Genomic DNA, 16,567 nt, shown 5'->3' with positions numbered 1-16,567 from the left:
ATGAAGCCACGTCTGCAGACATCGCTGGGGCAACACCTCGTTCTGACGCCGCAGTTGCGTCAGGCGTTGCATCTGCTCCAGTTGTCGTCAGTGGAACTGGAAACCGAGATCACCACCGCGGTCGAGAGCAATCCGCTGCTTGACTGGGAAGAGCCCGACCCGATCTCCGTGCAGCCGCCTTCCGAACGTGGCAGCACGCAGGAGCAGGACAACCGCCAGGACCAGGCCGCCCGCGACAGCGAGATCCAACCGGCCGCCGCCTGGGATGGCGACGATGGCTGGAACGAGCGCAGTGCCGGCAGCGGCCAGGGTCATGCCGACACGGACGGCGACGGCGATGCTGCCGACCGCATGATCCAGTCCGAAAGCCTGCAGGACCATCTGTCCTGGCAGCTGCATTTGAGCACGATGTCGACGCGCGACCGCAACATCGGGGTCGCCCTGATCGATGCGATCGACGATGACGGTTATCTGCGCGAGTCGCTGGACGACATCGTCGCCGCGCTGCTGCCGGAAACGCGCGCCACGACCGCCGAGGTCGCGGCGGTGCTGTGCCGCGTACAGCGCTTCGACCCGGTCGGTGTCGGCGCCCGCGACCTCGGCGAATGCCTGCGCCTGCAGCTCGAGCCCTTGGATGTCGACACGCCCGGTCGCGCGGTGGCATTGCTGGCCGCGCGTGACTATATCGAACGCCTGCCCAAGCTCGGCGCGCCCGGACTTGCGGACGTACTGGGCTGCCCGGCCGACGAAGCCGCGACCGCGCTGCAGCTGCTGCGCAGCCTCGACCCGCGCCCAGGGGCGCAGATCGGCAACGTGCCCCACGACAACTACGTCACCCCCGATTGCGTGATCGCGCGCCAGAACGGCGTCTGGCGGGTCACGCTCGCCGGCTCGCACTTTCCGCGCGTGACCATCCACCGCGGCTACGAACAGATGATCCAGCACGCGGGCGCCTGCGATGCCGGCTATCTCAAGGGGCGCCTGCAGGAAGCGCGCTGGCTGCTCAGGAACATCGAAGCGCGCGGCGAAACCCTGCTCAAAGTCGTGCGCTGCCTGGTCCGCCAGCAGTCGGGGTTTCTCGAATTCGGCAAACGTGCGCTGCGCCCGCTGACCCTGCGCGAGGTCGCCGAGGAGATCGGCATGCACGAGTCCACGGTATCGCGCGCAGTCGCGCGCAAATACGTGCATACACCGCGCGGCACGTTGTCGCTCAAGGATTTCTTCGATTCCGGCGTCGGCACCGAAGGCGGCGGCGAGGCGTCGAGCACCGCGATCCAGCAGATGATCCGCAGCCTGATCGACGCCGAGGACCCGCGCAAACCGCTGTCGGACGCCCGACTGGCGGAACTTCTGAAGGCGTCCGGCGTTCCGGTCGCGCGCCGCACGGTGGCCAAGTACCGCGAGGCGCTGCACATCGTCTCGTCGCACGAGCGCGTTCGCATCGCCTGAACTTCCGGCGCTCTACGGTGGTCGATAGAGACGTGACGGACGGCGCTTGCACCGCGCCCCGGTCGCGCTACTCTGGACCCGATCGCCCGCGTCGATCGCGGACGGGTCCTTCCCGAACCGTTGAAGGAGGTTGCCGATGCATGTCGAGACCCATGGCCACCAGCTCGAGGTGACGCCCGCACTGCGAGACCACGTGGACACCAAGTTCCAGAAGCTGGCCAAGCATTTTGATCAGCCACTGCACGTGCGTGTCCAGCTCAGTGTCGAAAAGCTGCTCCACAAGGCCGAGGCCACCGCCATCATCGCCGGCAAGACCTTGCACGCCGACGCGACGGCGGCTGACATGTACGCTGCGATCGACCAACTCGCCGACAAGGTCGACCGCTTGCTGGTCAAGCACCGTAAGAAGGTCGTCGACCATCATCGCGGCGAGAACCCTGCACGCGACGGGACTTTCGGCTAGGCTGCTGCTCCCACGAATTGCCTTCGGGGCACCGCGCGGCATGTCTTTTTCCGATCTGCTCTCGGCCGACCGCATCGTGATGCTGGTCGCACCCGGTTCGCGCGATGTCGTACTGGACTCCGCCGCGCGGCTGCTCGCCGGCAATTCCCCGACGCTGACCCCGTTGCTCGGCCACGCTCTGCGTGAGCGCGAGCAACTGGGCAGCACCGGCATCGGTCGCGGCGTCGCGATTCCCCACGCGCGCAGCACTGCGTTCCGCGAACCGCGCGCCGCGTTCCTGCGGCTTTCGCATCCGATCGATTTCAATGCTGCCGATGGCCAACCGGTCGATCTGGTCTTTGCGATGTGCGTGCCCGACCACCAGGTCGAACAGCATCTGCAGACCCTGGCCGGCCTGGTCGAACATTTCTCCAGCGCCGACTTCCGCGACGATCTGCGCTCTGCGCGCGATCTCGCCAGGCTCCGCAGTCTGCTGCTCGAGGTTGCCCCGCTCGCCCCGATCGACGCGGCCCGCGCGTGAACGCGAGCATCCAGGCCCAGGAACTGTTCGCACAGCTGCACGAGCGTCTCGGGCTGCGCTGGCTGGCCGGCCAGCATGGCGGCCGCAAGGTGCTTGAATCGGTCGAGACGATCGCGCGTCGTCCGTCGCTCGCGGGCTACCTCAACATCATCTATCCCAACAAGGTGCAGATCCTCGGGACCGAGGAACTGTCGTGGCTGGACGGGCTGGATTCGCGACTGCGCTGGGAAACCATCGAGCGCGTCATGCAGTACCGTCCGCTCGCCCTGGTGATCAGCAAGGACCAGCCCTGCCCCGAGGACCTGCGCGAAGCCGCGGACGAATCGCAGACGCCGTTGTGGACATCGCCCAACCGCGGCCATGAGCTGCTGAATCTGTTCCAGTACCACCTCGCGCGGCAGCTTGCGCCGCGGATCACTCTGCATGGCGTCTTCATGGAGGTGTATTCGATCGGCGTGCTGATCACCGGCGAATCGGGTTCCGGCAAAAGCGAACTGGCGCTGGAGCTGATCACCCGCGGGCATCGCCTTGTTGCCGATGACGCACCCGAGTTCACCCAGATCGCGCCGGACGTGCTCGACGGTACCTGCCCCGAACTGCTGCAGGATCTGCTGGAGCTGCGCGGCCTGGGCGTGTTCAACATCCGCGAGATGTTCGGCGACACCGCGGTGAAGCGGAACAAGTACCTGCGTCTGATCATCCATCTCAGTCGCCCCAACGCCGACACCATGGCCGGCGATGGCGACGGCATGGTGCGCCTGACCGGCGATCTGGGCGTGCGCCGCGTGCTCGATCTCGACGTGCCGCTGATCACGCTGCCGGTGATGCCGGGCCGCAATCTCGCGGTTCTCGCCGAAGCGGCCACGCGCATCCACATCCTGCGCACCAAGGGCCTCGACCCCGCCGCGGCGTTCCTCGCCCGGCATTCGCAGTTCCTCGAGCGAGGCGTCTGATGGCCGACACCGCGCCACCGCTGTTCTATGTCGTCAGCGGCCTGTCGGGCAGCGGCAAGTCGGTCGCGCTGCGCACATTCGAGGATCTCGACTTCTACTGCGTCGACAACCTGCCCGCAGGGATGCTCGCCGATTTCGTCGCCAACCTCACCCGCGCCGACGAACCGCCGCGTCGGCTGGCCGTCGGCATCGACGTGCGCAACCGCCATACCGATCTGTCGAAGGTCCCGGGCTGGCTGTCGGACGTCGGCGCACTGGGCCTGGACCCGCGGCTGGTGTTCTTCGAAACCGGCAACGAGGTGCTGCTGCGCCGCTTCGCCGACACCCGCCGACGCCATCCGCTGAGCCGCGTCGGCCTGTCGCTGGCCGACGCGATCGCGCTGGAACGCAATCTTCTGCGGCCGCTGCGCAGCCTCGCCGGCACCGTCATCGACACCAGTGACCTCAACGTCCACCAGCTGCGCCGGCGCATCGTCACCGAGCTCGACCTCGCCCAGGACCAGTCGGTCTCGCTGCTGTTCGAGTCCTTCGCCTATCGGCGCGGCGTGCCGGCCGACGCCGATTTCGTGTTCGACGCACGCGCCCTGCAAAACCCGCATTGGGATCCGCGCTTGCGCCCGCTGTCGGGCCGCGATGCCGACGTGCGCACCTGGTTCGAAGGCCAGGAGGACATCGGCGAGTTCGTCGCCCAGGTCTCGCAGTTCCTCGGCAACTGGCTGCCGCGGCTACGCAGTGATACGCGCAGCTACGTGACCGTCGCCTTCGGCTGCAGCGGCGGACGCCATCGCTCGGTGTATCTGGCCGAAACGCTGGCACGGCATGCGCGCGAACAGGGCTGGCGCGACGTCGCGACCTATCACCGGGAACTCGACTGACGCCTGCAGCAGCCCGGCTGCGAGAGACGCGGATGCAGCGTCGCGCGCGCGACGCTTCCGGGCGATCCCCCTGCTCTGCTAACGTCCACGGATGGCCGTCGGCGTACTTCTATTGACCCACGAGGGAATCGGTTCCGCGATGCTCGCGGTTGCGACCCGTCTGATGCAGCAGCTTCCGTTGAAGACGGACGTGTTCGAAATGCCGTTCGACGAAGATCCCGATGCGGCACTGCCACGCGCCAGCGCGGCGATGCGGCGCGTCGACGGCGGTGACGGTGTGCTGATCCTGACCGACCTGTACGGCGCCAGCCCGAGCAACGTCGCCGCGCAGCTGGCGCGTCTGGGCACGCCGGCCCGTCGCGTCTCCGGCCTGAGCCTGCCGATGCTGCTGCGGGTCATGAACTATCCTGAGCAGGCGCTCGACGATCTGCCGGCGACGGCCGCGGCGGGCGCCCGCAACGGCGTCCTGCTCGACGACGCCTGAGCCGCACCGCTTTCCCCTCTTTCCCCCGCGCTGTACCAGGATTGCTTCCCGATGATCGAACGCGAACTGCTCGTCGCCAACAAGCTGGGGCTGCACGCCCGTGCGACCGCTAAGCTCGTGCAGGCACTGTCGGGTTTCCGCTGCAATGCCACGCTGGTCGCCAAGGGCCGTGAGGTCAACGCCAAGAGCATCATGGGCGTGATGCTACTGGCCGCCGGCCACGGCACCCAGGTCGTGCTGCGCGTCGACGGCGAGGACGAAGCCGCTGCAATGGAGGCTGCTGCCGCGCTGTTCGAGCGCAGATTCGACGAGGAGGGCTGATGCGGCAGGGGCTCCACGGACAGGGTGCCTCCCGCGGCAGCGCGCTCGGTCGCGCACGCGTGCGCGAGCCGCATGCGCTGGAAGTCGCAGAGGCGCGCATCGCACCCGGTGAAGCCGAAGCGGAACTGGCACGGCTGCATGCCGCCATCGAACAGGTGCGCGGCGAAATCCGCGGGATGCGCGACCAGTTGCACGGCGCGCTCGCCCACGAAGTCGGCGAGTTCCTCGACCTGCACACCCTGCTGCTGGAAGACCCCGAACTGCTGCAGGGCCTCGACGAACTCGTCCGGTCCGGCCTGTACGGCGCGGACTACGCGCTGCGTCTGCAACGCGACCGGCTGGCGGCAGTGTTCGAGGGCATGGACGATGCCTACTTCCGCAGCCGCATCGAAGACATCGACCACGTCATCGGACGGGTGCACGCGGCGCTGCACGACCACGAGGCGGAGCTGCAGGGCGTCGCCGGCGAAATCCTGGTCACGGATGCGATCGCGCCTTCGGAGATCGGCCAACTGCATGCGCAGGGCGTGCTCGGCATCGTGACCTCGGGCGGCAGCATGCTGTCGCATTCGGCGATCCTCGCCCGCAGCCTGCACCTGCCGTTGATCGTCAACGCGCCGCAGGCGCTGGGTGCGGTCAACGACGGCGACGTGCTGGTCATCGACGGTGGCACCGGCGAGATCGTCGTCGAGCCCGGCCCCAGTGATCTGCGTGTCTATCGCGCGCGGCTGCGCGAGGAGAAGCGCGAGCGCAAGCAGTTGCGTCGCCTGCGCCGTGAGCCCAGCAAGACCCTCGACGGCGTCGACATCCGCCTGTACGCGAATGCCGAATCGCGCGAGGACGTGGCCGAGGCACATGCGTTGGGCGCAGCCGGTATCGGCCTGTACCGCACCGAGTTCCTGTTCCTGCAGGGGCGCGAGATTCCCGACGAGAACGCCCAGTTCCGCGCCTATCGTGATCTCGTGCTCGGCATGACCGGCCGCACGGTCACGATCCGCACGCTCGACATCGGCGCCGACAAGGCCGACAACAGCGGCCTCGCCCTGCGCAACGAACCCAACCCAGCGCTCGGCTTGCGCGGCGTGCGCCTGTCGATGGCGCGCACCGGCCTGCTGGAAACCCAGCTGCGCGCGATCGCACGCGCCTCCGGTTATGGCCCGGTGCGGATCCTGGTGCCGATGGTCAGCGGCCGCGAGGAGGTCGTCGCGGTGCGGCAGCTGCTTACGCGCGTGCTGAAGGATCTCGCCCGCGAGGGGCAGGAGACCGCTGCGCAGATCGCACTCGGCGCGATGATCGAGGTGCCGTCGGCAGCGATCGCGCTGCCGACCTTCGCCCGCGATCTCGACTTCATCTCCATCGGCACCAACGATCTCGTGCAGTACCTGCTCGCGGCCGACCGCAACAACGACGCGCTCGGCGATCTGTACTCGCCGCTGCACCCGGCCGTCGTGCGATTGCTGCACAGCGTCGTCCGCGTTGCCCGTGCCCGCGGCATGCCGGCGTCGATCTGCGGCGAGATCGCCGGCGATGCGCGCTTCACGCCACTGCTGCTCGCGCTCGGTATCGAGGAGCTGAGTCTGCATCCATCGCCACTACTCGAAGTCCGACGCGCGATCCGCGCGCTCGATCTCGGCCATCTGCGCGCCCGCACGCCCGCGCTGCTGCGCGCCCGCGACCGTGCCGGCATCGAACGCTGGCTCGATGCGATGCAGCCGGTGTACGCCGCGGACTGACACGTACAGACGCGGGTGGCTGGCGCCGCGGCCGGTGTCTCCTGCTTCACGGACAGGGCGTGTCGCCCGATGAAGCGCGCCTGCGCGTGGACGCCTGGGCAATGGCGGAAGACGTGCGCTTTCCCGGATAATGGCGCGATGCACACCTGACCCCCTGTCGCGCCGAGACTGTCGCGACGCGCAACGGAGCTCTCCATGGCCGAAGCCGTCCGCCCCGACAAGACCGCGCGTCAGCTGCGTCTGTTGTCCGATGCACTCGACAGCGGGCGACTCGGACCGGTGCGCCGGCTGGTCAATACGCTGGCGCCGGCCGAGATCGGCAACCTCCTCGAATCGCTGCCGCACGACAAGCGCATGGTCGTGTGGGGTCTGGTCGATCCCGAGGACGACGGCGAGGTGCTGGTCCACGTCGGCGACGAGGTGCGTGAAAGCCTCATCGCGGACATGGATGCCGACGAGTTGGTCGCCGCGGTCGAGGATCTCGACATCGACGATCTCGCCGATCTCGTCGAGGATCTGCCCGATGCGGTGATCGACGAAGTGCTGCGGGCGATGGACCGCGAGAACCGCGAGCGCCTCGAGCAGGTGCTGTCGTATCCCGAAGACACCGCCGGTCGTCTGATGAATCCCGACGTGGTGACGGTGCGCGCCGATACGACCGTCGACGTGGTGTTGCGCTTCCTGCGCCTGCGCGGCGAACTGCCCGAGCACACCGATCATCTGTATGTCGTCAATCGCCGCCATCAGCTGGCGGGCTGGGTCGCGCTGCAGGACCTGGTGACCCGCGAGCCGGGCACGCCGATCAACAAGCTGATCGACGACGAACTCGATTCGATCCACGTGGCCGAATCGGCGGAAGAGGTCGCGCGCCAGTTCTCCGACAACGACTGGGTCTCGGCGCCGGTCGTCGACGACGGCAACATCCTGCTCGGCCGCATCACGGTCGATGACGTGATCGACATCATCCGCGAGCAGGCCGAACACCAGGCGCTGTCCGCCGCCGGCCTCGATGAAGACGAGGATCTGTTCTCGCCGATCAAGCGCGCAGTGCGTGGCCGCGTGGTGTGGCTGGGCATCAATCTGTGCACCGCGTTCCTGGCCGCGTTCGTGATCGGCCGCTTCGAAGCGACGATCGAGCAGATCGTCGCACTCGCCGTGCTGATGCCGGTCGTTGCCGGCATCGGCGGCAATGCCGCGGTGCAGGTGCTCACCCTGATGGTGCGCGGCATTGCGCTGGGCCAGGTCGGCGCGAGCAACGCGCGCATCCTGCTCTGGAAGGAACTGCGCGTCGCGCTGATCAACGGTCTGCTGATCGGCGGACTGGTCGGCGTGGTCGCCCTGGTCTGGTTCCACGACTGGGTACTGTCGCTGGTGATCTTCGCTGCGCTGGTGATCAACTTCTGTTCGGCCGCGCTGGCAGGCACGCTGTTGCCACTGCTGCTCAAGCGCATGGGTGTCGATCCCGCCGTCGCCGGCACCGTCGTCGTGACGGCGGTGACCGACATCGTGGGCTTCTTCAGCTTCCTTGGCCTCGCCACCGCGATCATGCTGCGCTGAGGCAGCGACCATGCGCGCGCATGCCGGATTCGGTCGGATCGAACGCTGGGACGACGCCCGCGGCTTCGGTTTCATCACCCCCGAAGCGTCCGATGCCGATGGGCCAGATCGCCTGTTCTTCCATGTCCGCGATTTCGATCGCAGCGGCGTACGGCCCGACGTCGGTGCACGCGTGCGCTACACGCCGGAGCGGCAGGCCGACGGGCGCTGGCGCGCGGTGCACGTCGCCGCCATCGGCACGTCACAGACACCACGCGCCGTGCGCGCCGCATCGAAGCGGAGCGATTCGCGTGTACCGGCATCCGCACCCGCCGGCGGTCTGCGCTGGCTATTGCCCGCGATCGCAATCTGGTGCGCGCTGCTCGGATTCGGTCTCGTCTCCGGACGACTTCCACACCTCGCACTCGCTGCGCTGGCCGGCCTCAATGTCCTGACTGCAGCCGCCTACGCGCTCGACAAGCACGCCGCGCAGCGCGGCCGCTGGCGCACACGGGAGTCGCACCTGCATCTGCTCGAACTGCTGGGCGGTTGGCCCGCGGCCGGCCTCGCGCAGCAGGCGCTGCGCCACAAACGTGCCAAGCCCGTCTACCGTAAGGTATTCGCCGCGATGGTCGTCCTGCACCTGCTGGCCCTCGGTCTGTGGACCTTCGCCTGATCCGTTTCGGAGTGATCGCATGTTCAAAACTTCCCATTCGACTGCGCGCCGTCGCCTTCTGCGTGGCCTCGCACTCGCCGGCGGGGCCGCCATGTTGTCGGGCTGCGTGAGCGCCCTGCCCTCGTCCGCGTCTTCACCCGGCAGCTTCGTCCGCCGTGAGCTGACCTCGAACGGCCGCCGCTATGCGTATCAGGTGTTCGTGCCGTCGGCGCAGCTGCCGCGCCCGTTGCCAGTGGTGCTGTTCCTGCACGGCTCGGGAGAGCGCGGGGACGACGGCGAGAAGCAAACGCAGTCCGGTCTGGGACCGTACGTACGCGCACACGCAGCGGAATTCCCGGCATTGGTGGTGTTTCCGCAATCGCCAGAAGGCGAGTCCTGGGAAGGCGATACCGCGACGATGGCACTGGCGACACTCGATGCGGCAACCGACGAGTTCGACGGCGACCGGAGTCGCACTTCGCTGACGGGCATGTCGCGTGGCGGCTATGGCACCTGGTCACTGGCGATGCGCGAGCCGGCACGCTTCGCCGCGCTGGTGCCCGTGTGTGGCGGCATCACCCCGCCCGGCACGCGGCCGGATCTGGACACCTTGTATGTCGAGTCCACGCATACCGCGGCCGATCCGTTTGCCGAGGCCGCGCGCCAACTGCACGCGATTCCGAGCTGGATCTTCCACGGCGCCCTAGACGATCTGGTGCCGCCAGAACAGTCGCGCCGCATGCATGCCGCACTGCGCGATGCCGGCGCCGACGTGCGTTACACCGAATTCCCCGATGCAAACCACAACAGCTGGGATGCGGCCTATCGCACCGAGGCGCTGTGGCCGTGGCTGTTCGCGCAGCGGCGCTGAGCCGTATCAGCCTGCCTGCGGCGCGCGCCGCAGGCGCTGCGCCAGCGCATTGAGTCCGGCGATCGCCAGCGTCAGCGCGGCCATCGAGAGGAACTGCGCGCGTGTATCGGGCGATGCGATCAGCATCGCGAAGATCACCGCGAGCACCGCCAGCGCGGCGAGCGTTGGCACAGGGAACGCACGCATCCGGAACGGCAACGGCGTGTGCGCGCGATCCGCCCGGCGGCGCAGGATGAACTGCGACACCAATGCCAGCGTCCAGACCAGCAGGCAGGTCGCCCCGACGACACTCAGCAGCAGCGGCAGCACCCGCTGCGGAAACGCGAGTTCCAGCGCGGCCGCGGCAAAACCGAAGCTCACGCTGGCGAAGACCGCTGCGATCGGTACATTGCGGCGGTCGCTGCGGCCGAGCATCGCCGGCGCATCGCCGCGGCGACCGAGCGACCAGATCATCCGCGACGCGCCATAGAGATTGGCGTTGAGCGCCGACAGCAGCGCGATCACCGCGACCAACGTGATCGCGGTCGCCGCGCCCGGAATCCGCGCGATCTCCAGCACCGCGGCGAACGGCGAGGCCAGCGCCGGGCTGTTCCACGGCACCACCGCAACGATCACCGCGATCGAGCCGAGATAGAACACGAGAATGCGCCAGGCGACGGTGCGGATCGCACGTGCGAGGCTTTTCGCCGGGTCGCTGGTTTCCGCCGCCGCGATCGCGACGATCTCGGTACCACCGAAGGCGAACACCACCACCAGCAGCGCCGCGCCGATGCCGGCCCAGCCACGTGGCGCAAAGCCGTCGGGGCCCAGCAGGTTCGACAGGCCCGGCGAGGCCACCGCCGGCAGCCAGCCGGCGACCAGCGCCACGCCGATCGCGATGAAGGCCAGGATCGCCAGGACCTTGAGGATTGCGAACCAGAATTCGAACTCACCGAAGTTGCGCACGCCCAGCAGGTTGATCGCCGTGAACAGCACCATGAAACACAAGGCGAGGCCGGGCACCGACAACGATGGCCAGATCGAGGCCAGCAATCCGGCCGCACCGACCGCTTCGGCGGCGATCACGATCACCACCTGCAGCCACCACAACCAACCGACGGTCGCGCCGGCGACCGGGCCCATCGCATCGGCGGCGTAGACCGAGAACGCGCCACTGGCCGGCTTGGCGGCAGCCATCTCGCCGAGCGCGTGCATCACCACGATCACCAGTGCGCCGGCGATCATGTAGGACACCAGGACCGCGGGTCCGGCGGTCTGGATACCGACGCCGGACCCGAGAAACAGGCCGGCGCCGATCGCGCTGCCCAGCCCCATCATCACCAGCTGGCGCGGGGTCAGCGCAAGTGCGGGCGTTGCGGCGGCCTGCGCCGGCAGGGAGGCATCGGGATCGTATGCGGACATCATCTGGGCGCGGCTCGGGGACGCCGCACGATACCGGAATCGCGAAGGTCTGGCCGCTCAGCCGAGCAGCGTCTCCAGCACCGCCATGCGCGCGGCGACGCCATTGGCGACCTGGCGCAGGATCAGCGATTGCGGGCCGTCGGCCACATCGTCATCGATCTCGACCCCACGGTTCATCGGCCCGGGATGCAAGACGACCGCGTCGCGCGCGGCGCGGCGCAAGCGTCGCGCATCGAGGCCGTAGTCGCGGTGGTAGTCCTCGAGCGAATCGACCAGCCCTTCGGCCATGCGCTCGCGCTGCAGGCGCAGCATCATCACCGCGTCGACGCCTTCAAGCGCGGCATCGAAATCGTGCGAGATCGTGCAGCCGGCGAGCATCGCAGCGTCCGGAAGCAACGATGCCGGTCCGCAGACGCGGATCTCGCCGGCGCCGAGCGTGCGCAGTGCATGCAGATCGCTGCGCGCAACGCGCGAGTGGCGGACATCGCCGACGATCACGACCTTGAGCCCGGAAAAGTCGCCGCCTTTCGCCTGGCGCAGGGTCAGCATGTCGAGCAGGCCCTGAGTCGGATGCGCGCTGCGTCCATCGCCGGCGTTGATGAGCGCGGTGTCCGGCGCGGCAGCCGCGGCGAGCGTGGCCACGGCACCGTCATCCGAATGCCGCACGACGAAGCCCCGCACGCCCATCGCCTCGATGTTGCGGAAGGTGTCGAGCGCGGTCTCGCCTTTGGTCGTCGACGAGGTGGAGGCGTCGAAGCCGAGCACGTCGGCGCCGAGACGCTGGGCGGCGCGCTGGAAGCTCAGACGCGTGCGCGTCGAAGGTTCGAAGAACAATGTGCACACCGCGATGCCGGCCAGCCGTGCATTGACCTCCCCGGCATCGACCATCGTCTGCGCCCGGTCGAGCAGGCCTTCGAGCGTCGTACGCGGCAGCCCTTCGAGCGTCAGCAGATGGCGCAGGCGGCCGGTCGCGTCGATCTGGGCATCAGGAGCGGACATCATCGCGGTACACAGGCAGCGGCGGAAGCGACATTGTCCCGCAGCGACGCGGATGCGGCGAGTGCCGTGTGGAGCGGCTGCGGTGCGCGGCCGGAACGAGGCGATTGTCAAACGGCTGGGCAGTACCTGCAGTTCGCGCGCCGAGCCCCGTAGCGCGCACGGATCCGCGGACGACCGCCGCGGGCCGGCCTCAGACCGGTATGCCGTCGCCAGGCGCCGCCAGCCAACGCTCGACGATCACCGCGGCCGCCACCGCGTCGAGCGCCGCCGCATCGCGACGCTTGCGGCGACCTTCCGCGCGATCGAGCGCGAAGCGCTGCGCGGCTTCGATCGAACTGGCGCGCTCGTCCACCAGCACCACGGGCAACCGGTAACGCGCGCGCAGCTCACGCGCGAACGCATGCGCGCGCGCCCGGGCCGGCTGATCGCCGCCTTCGAGCGTCAGCGGATCGCCGACGATCATGCCGTCGGGCCGCCACTCCTTCTGCAGGCGGTCGACCGCCTGCCAGTCGATCTGCTCACCATGCACATCGATCACCGCGAGCGCGCGCGCGCCGTGTCCGAACGCGCTGCCGACCGCCACGCCGATCCGGCGCGACCCGACATCGAAGCCGAGCACCGTGCCATCGCGGCGGATCGCGGGGGGCGCGGGATCGCTCATGCGCGTCCGCTGTGGCTGGCGACATGCATCATGTCGACGCCGATGCGCCCGGCGGCGGCCTGCCAGCGCGCGTCGAGGGGAGTGTCGAAGATCAATTGCGGGTCGGCTGGCACGGTCAGCCAGCTGTGCTCGGTGAGTTCGCGCTCCAGCTGGCCCTTGCCCCAGCCGGCGCAGCCGAGCGCCAGGGTCGCGTGTTCGGGACCTTCGCCGGCCGCCATCGCCTCGAGCACGTCGCGCGATGTGGTGACGTGCAGGCCCTCGCCGATCTCCAGACTCGAATCCCAGCCACCCGGGCCGTCATGCAGCACGAAGCCGCGCTCGGGATGGACGGGGCCGCCTGCCAGGACGCGGTGGTCGCGCAGGCGCTCGTCACGCAGCGTGATGTGCATCTGGTCCAGCAGCTCGCCGAAGGTGTACTCCGACGGACGATTGATCACCACGCCCATCGCACCGTCTTCATCGTGCTGGCAGATGAGCGCGACGGCACGCGCGAAGTGAGCATCCTGCAGCGCAGGCAGCGCGACCAGCATGTGGTTGGCGAAGAACGACATGCGCCCATTCTAGCCAACCGGGTGTACGCAGGCTGCCGAGGTGTGTTCGCGAGCCCGCACCGGGAGTGAATGACGCCAGGAATCGCGTCCGCGCAGCAGGCGCTGCCGGCTAGAGCCCGAACTGAAGCTCGTCAGGTGTCGCGACCCGCACGCCGACGACTTCCACTTCGGCGCGCAGCGTGCGTCCGGCCAGCGGGTTGTTGCCGTCGACGGTGATCTGGCTGTCGTCGAGCGCGGTCACGATCACGTCCAGCGGCCCCTTCTCGGTCTGCGCGCGCAGCTTCTCGCCAACCGCGGGCGTCGCGCTGCCGTTGAACATCGTGCGCGGCAGCGTCTGCACCAGACTGTCGTGGCGCGGACCGAATCCGCGCTCGGGCGGGATGTCCACGCTGAAGTGCTCACCAGCCTTCTTGCCTTCGAGAGCTTCTTCCAGCCCGACGATGATCGAGCCGTTGCCATGCATGTAGACCAGTGGATCGTGACCGCGGGTGGTGGTGATGCGCTGGCCGCTGTCGTCGGACAGGGTGAAGTGCACGGTGGCAACGCGGCGGTGGGCGATTTCCATCGACGGATCCGGCAAGGGCGACGCCGCATGGTGACCCGCGGTGCGTGAAAGCCGCAACCCGGGTCGCACCCGATGGCGGCGCCTGCCCACGCGCCCTATGCTGCGTGGATGAGCGGCTACTGCGACATCGCCCCCGGCCATCCGGTCCACGGCCCCTACCACGACACCGAGTACGGCTTCCCGCAGCGCGAGGAATGCGTGCTGTTCGAACGCCTGCTGCTGGAGATCAACCAGGCCGGCCTGAGCTGGGAAACCATCCTGCGCAAGCGGAGCGGCTTCCGCGCGGCCTACGACGGCTTCGACGTCGACACGGTCGCCGCCTATGGCGAAGCGGATCGCGCGCGCCTGCTCGGCGACGCCTCGATCATCCGCAACCGGCTCAAGGTGGATGCGGCGATCCACAACGCACAAGTGATCCAGGGGCTGCGTGACTCCCATGGCGGCTTCGTCGAATGGCTGGACGCGCACGCGAGCGAGAATGGCGCGCCGCGCGACAAGGTCTCGTGGGTCAAGCTGTTCAAGAATACCTTCCGCTTCACCGGCGGCGAGATCACCGGCGAGTTCCTGATGAGCCTGGGCTACCTGCCCGGTGCGCATCGACCGGATTGCCCGGCGATGCGGGATATCGCGAAGGCGAAGCGCGGATAGCACCGCCTCCTCATGCGCCAAGTGCGCGCTGCGTTCGGCAATTGTGAAGCAGTAAGCACCTCTCCCTTCGGGAGAGGTCGACGCGCACAGCGCGTCGGGTGAGGGTTGGGGCCCCCAGGTAAGTGCCCAAGAACATCCTCATCCGCCCTCCGGGCACCTTCCCCCTCAGAGGGAAGGAAACTGATTCTGGCGAGCATCTTGCGCTCACGCCGGCGGGCAAAAACGGAATCGACAACAACGAGCCCCCGACAGCATTCCGGCCGCTTGCGCGGCCGGAACGGGATTGCATCAACGGGCGAACTCTCAGCCCTTGACCGCTTCCTGATAACGACGCTCGACCTCGTTCCAGTCGACCACGTTATAGAACGCGGCGATGTAGTCGGGACGGCGGTTCTGGTAGTTCAGGTAGTACGCGTGTTCCCAGACGTCGAGGCCGAGGATCGGGGTATTGCCCGAGCCGACGCCCTTCATCAGCGGGTTGTCCTGGTTGGCGCTGCTCTCGACTTTGAGCGTGCCTGCCTTGTCGACCGAGAGCCAGGCCCAGCCACTGCCGAAGCGCGTCAGTGCGGCCTTGGTGAAAGCCTCCTTGAACGCGTCGAAACCGCCGAGGTCGCTGTCGATGTGCTTGGCGACATCGCCGACGGGGTTACCGCCGCCCTTGGGCGACATCACCGTCCAGAACAGCGAGTGATTGGCATGGCCACCGGCGTTGTTGCGCAGCGGGCCGCGCTTGTCTTCCGGCAGCGCATCGAGATCGGCGATCAGCGCTTCTGCCGACGTGTCCGCCCACTGCGTGCCTTCCAGCGCTGCATTGGCGTTGTTGATGTAGGTCTGGTGATGCTTGGTGTGATGGATTTCCATCGTCTTGGCATCGATGTGCGGCTCGAGCGCGTCGTACGCGTAGCCCAGCTCGGGGAGGGTGTAGGCCATCAGCGATCTCCTTCAGGAATGAATGCGTGCCATTGTCTCCCTTACGGGATCAAATTGGCGGCAAGGCAGCGTCACGATACCGCTGCGACGTGACGGTCTTGGGCAACACAGCGTTGCGCTGTGCCCAATCGCGACGCCCGGCGGATGCGGGCGTCGCGCGGAACTCAGCGGAGTTGCGACTGGATGCGGCGCGCGCGGCTGGCGGGATCCGGATGACTGGATAGCATGTCGGCCTTCTGGCCGCCGTCGTCGAGCTTCTGCAACGCAGTCACCGCGGCCTGCGGCTCGAAACCGCCCCGCTGCAACAGTCCCAGACCGTAACCGTCGGATTCCAGTTCGTTGGACTGCGAGTGCTGGGCCTTGACCACCGACTCCACCAGCCCGCCCAGTTCGGACGATGCCAGAGCACCCGCGACGTTGTCGGCACTGGCCACGCCCTTGCGTGCAGCCTGCGCGAGATAGGCGGTGCGGAAACGCGCTTTGCTGTGGCCGTGTTTGACGTGGCCGATCTCGTGGCCGATGACAAAACGCAGTTCGTCATCGTCCAGTGTGTCCATCAGGCCGCTGTAGACCCGAACAGAACCATCGGGCAGAGCGAACGCGTTGATCTCCGGCGTCTTGTAGACCTTGAAATTCAGCGACAGACCCGCGTCGTTTTCCCAGCCCGAGACAAGTCGCGCAAGGCGCTGCGCGTACGGATCGTTCGCTGCGGCAACCGTATTCTCGGCGTCGTAGGCGGCGGCCGCCTCTGCGCCCAGCGCGGCGACCTCGGCATCGGTGAGGCTCAGGCCTTTGATCGCATCGCTGCCGACATCGAGCACCGTCTGGGCCTTGCCCCCACCGAGTCCACGCATGCGCTCGAGCGCACTCTGTGCGTGGGCAGCCGGCAGCACAACCGCAATCAGCGCGGTGGCGAGGAGGCAACGGGTTACTGTCTTCGTCATGGATCTTC

Annotated in this window: 19 protein-coding genes; 12 read left to right on the top strand and 7 right to left on the bottom strand. The window is 68.0% G+C overall.

Features of this window, described 5'->3' with window-relative positions:
* The 11 genes from J2W68_RS14085 to J2W68_RS14035 all read left to right on the top strand — a co-directional run bounded on the left by J2W68_RS14085 (window position 1) and on the right by J2W68_RS14035 (window position 9,860).
* Window positions 1–1,449 carry an RNA polymerase factor sigma-54 gene (locus tag J2W68_RS14085; protein ID WP_310236868.1) on the top strand — a complete coding sequence of 483 codons (1,449 nt, stop codon included), beginning with the start codon at window positions 1–3 and terminating at the stop codon, window positions 1,447–1,449.
* Window positions 1,450–1,585: 136 nt separating this feature from the next.
* Window positions 1,586–1,912, top strand: coding sequence for a ribosome hibernation-promoting factor, HPF/YfiA family (hpf, locus tag J2W68_RS14080; protein WP_310236866.1), 327 nt, complete (start codon window positions 1,586–1,588; stop codon window positions 1,910–1,912).
* A 40-nt stretch (window positions 1,913–1,952) separates the two neighbouring features.
* Window positions 1,953–2,432, top strand: a complete 480-nt coding sequence (locus J2W68_RS14075) for a PTS sugar transporter subunit IIA (RefSeq protein WP_310236864.1) — start codon at window positions 1,953–1,955, stop codon at window positions 2,430–2,432.
* The gene (hprK, locus tag J2W68_RS14070) at window positions 2,429–3,385 is read left to right on the top strand and encodes an HPr(Ser) kinase/phosphatase (protein WP_310236862.1); all 957 of its coding nucleotides are present in this window, start codon (window positions 2,429–2,431) and stop codon (window positions 3,383–3,385) included. The genes J2W68_RS14075 and hprK overlap by 4 nt, the downstream gene beginning before the upstream one ends.
* Window positions 3,385–4,260, top strand: coding sequence for an RNase adapter RapZ (rapZ, locus tag J2W68_RS14065; RefSeq protein ID WP_310236860.1), 876 nt, complete (start codon window positions 3,385–3,387; stop codon window positions 4,258–4,260). The genes hprK and rapZ overlap by 1 nt, the downstream gene beginning before the upstream one ends.
* A gap of 91 nt (window positions 4,261–4,351) precedes the next feature.
* Window positions 4,352–4,744 (top strand): PTS sugar transporter subunit IIA, encoded by a 393-nt coding sequence (locus J2W68_RS14060; protein WP_310236858.1) that lies wholly within the window; start codon window positions 4,352–4,354, stop codon window positions 4,742–4,744.
* 51 nt (window positions 4,745–4,795) lie between these two features.
* Window positions 4,796–5,065 (top strand): HPr family phosphocarrier protein, encoded by a 270-nt coding sequence (locus tag J2W68_RS14055; RefSeq protein ID WP_310236856.1) that lies wholly within the window; start codon window positions 4,796–4,798, stop codon window positions 5,063–5,065.
* Entirely contained in the window at window positions 5,065–6,798 is a 1,734-nt protein-coding gene (gene ptsP, locus J2W68_RS14050) for a phosphoenolpyruvate--protein phosphotransferase (protein WP_310236854.1), read from the top strand. Before J2W68_RS14055 ends, ptsP begins: the two co-directional genes overlap by 1 nt.
* 195 nt (window positions 6,799–6,993) lie before the next feature.
* On the top strand, window positions 6,994–8,355 hold the full coding sequence (mgtE, locus tag J2W68_RS14045; protein ID WP_310236852.1) for a magnesium transporter: 1,362 nt from the start codon (window positions 6,994–6,996) through the stop codon (window positions 8,353–8,355).
* A 10-nt stretch (window positions 8,356–8,365) separates the two neighbouring features.
* Window positions 8,366–9,010 (top strand): DUF1294 domain-containing protein, encoded by a 645-nt coding sequence (locus J2W68_RS14040; protein WP_310236850.1) that lies wholly within the window; start codon window positions 8,366–8,368, stop codon window positions 9,008–9,010.
* A gap of 19 nt (window positions 9,011–9,029) precedes the next feature.
* Window positions 9,030–9,860, top strand: coding sequence for a prolyl oligopeptidase family serine peptidase (locus tag J2W68_RS14035; RefSeq protein ID WP_310236848.1), 831 nt, complete (start codon window positions 9,030–9,032; stop codon window positions 9,858–9,860).
* Window positions 9,861–9,866: 6 nt separating this feature from the next.
* Here J2W68_RS14035 and J2W68_RS14030 read toward each other — a convergent pair whose 3' ends face one another.
* From J2W68_RS14030 to J2W68_RS14010, 5 genes are all read right to left on the bottom strand, one after another.
* Window positions 9,867–11,261, bottom strand: coding sequence for an amino acid permease (locus tag J2W68_RS14030; RefSeq protein ID WP_310236987.1), 1,395 nt, complete (start codon window positions 11,259–11,261; stop codon window positions 9,867–9,869).
* Window positions 11,262–11,318: 57 nt separating this feature from the next.
* Complete coding sequence (locus J2W68_RS14025) at window positions 11,319–12,260, bottom strand: aspartate carbamoyltransferase catalytic subunit (RefSeq protein WP_310236846.1); 942 nt, start codon at window positions 12,258–12,260, stop codon at window positions 11,319–11,321.
* A 190-nt stretch (window positions 12,261–12,450) separates the two neighbouring features.
* On the bottom strand, window positions 12,451–12,921 hold the full coding sequence (gene ruvX / locus J2W68_RS14020) for a Holliday junction resolvase RuvX (RefSeq protein ID WP_310236844.1): 471 nt from the start codon (window positions 12,919–12,921) through the stop codon (window positions 12,451–12,453).
* On the bottom strand, window positions 12,918–13,472 hold the full coding sequence (locus J2W68_RS14015) for a YqgE/AlgH family protein (RefSeq protein ID WP_310236842.1): 555 nt from the start codon (window positions 13,470–13,472) through the stop codon (window positions 12,918–12,920). Before J2W68_RS14015 ends, ruvX begins: the two co-directional genes overlap by 4 nt.
* Before the next feature lie 109 nt (window positions 13,473–13,581).
* Window positions 13,582–14,037 carry an FKBP-type peptidyl-prolyl cis-trans isomerase gene (locus J2W68_RS14010; RefSeq protein WP_310236840.1) on the bottom strand — a complete coding sequence of 152 codons (456 nt, stop codon included), beginning with the start codon at window positions 14,035–14,037 and terminating at the stop codon, window positions 13,582–13,584.
* 108 nt (window positions 14,038–14,145) lie between these two features.
* Here J2W68_RS14010 and J2W68_RS14005 point away from each other — a divergent pair, with 108 nt between their 5' ends.
* Complete coding sequence (locus J2W68_RS14005; protein ID WP_310236984.1) at window positions 14,146–14,685, top strand: DNA-3-methyladenine glycosylase I; 540 nt, start codon at window positions 14,146–14,148, stop codon at window positions 14,683–14,685.
* Window positions 14,686–14,988: 303 nt separating this feature from the next.
* Here the strand turns inward: J2W68_RS14005 and J2W68_RS14000 are convergent, their stop codons facing one another.
* Window positions 14,989–15,615, bottom strand: a complete 627-nt coding sequence (locus J2W68_RS14000) for a superoxide dismutase (protein ID WP_310236838.1) — start codon at window positions 15,613–15,615, stop codon at window positions 14,989–14,991.
* Window positions 15,616–15,779: 164 nt separating this feature from the next.
* Window positions 15,780–16,559 carry a M48 family metallopeptidase gene (locus tag J2W68_RS13995; RefSeq protein ID WP_310236836.1) on the bottom strand — a complete coding sequence of 260 codons (780 nt, stop codon included), beginning with the start codon at window positions 16,557–16,559 and terminating at the stop codon, window positions 15,780–15,782.
* Between the last annotated feature and the right edge of the window lie 8 nt (window positions 16,560–16,567).

The organism is Luteimonas terrae (genome assembly GCF_031457535.1).
Classification (GTDB): domain Bacteria; phylum Pseudomonadota; class Gammaproteobacteria; order Xanthomonadales; family Xanthomonadaceae; genus Luteimonas; species Luteimonas terrae_A.
The sequence above is the reverse complement of the archived record's forward strand: the minus strand, read 5'-3'. Positions and strand labels throughout refer to the sequence as shown.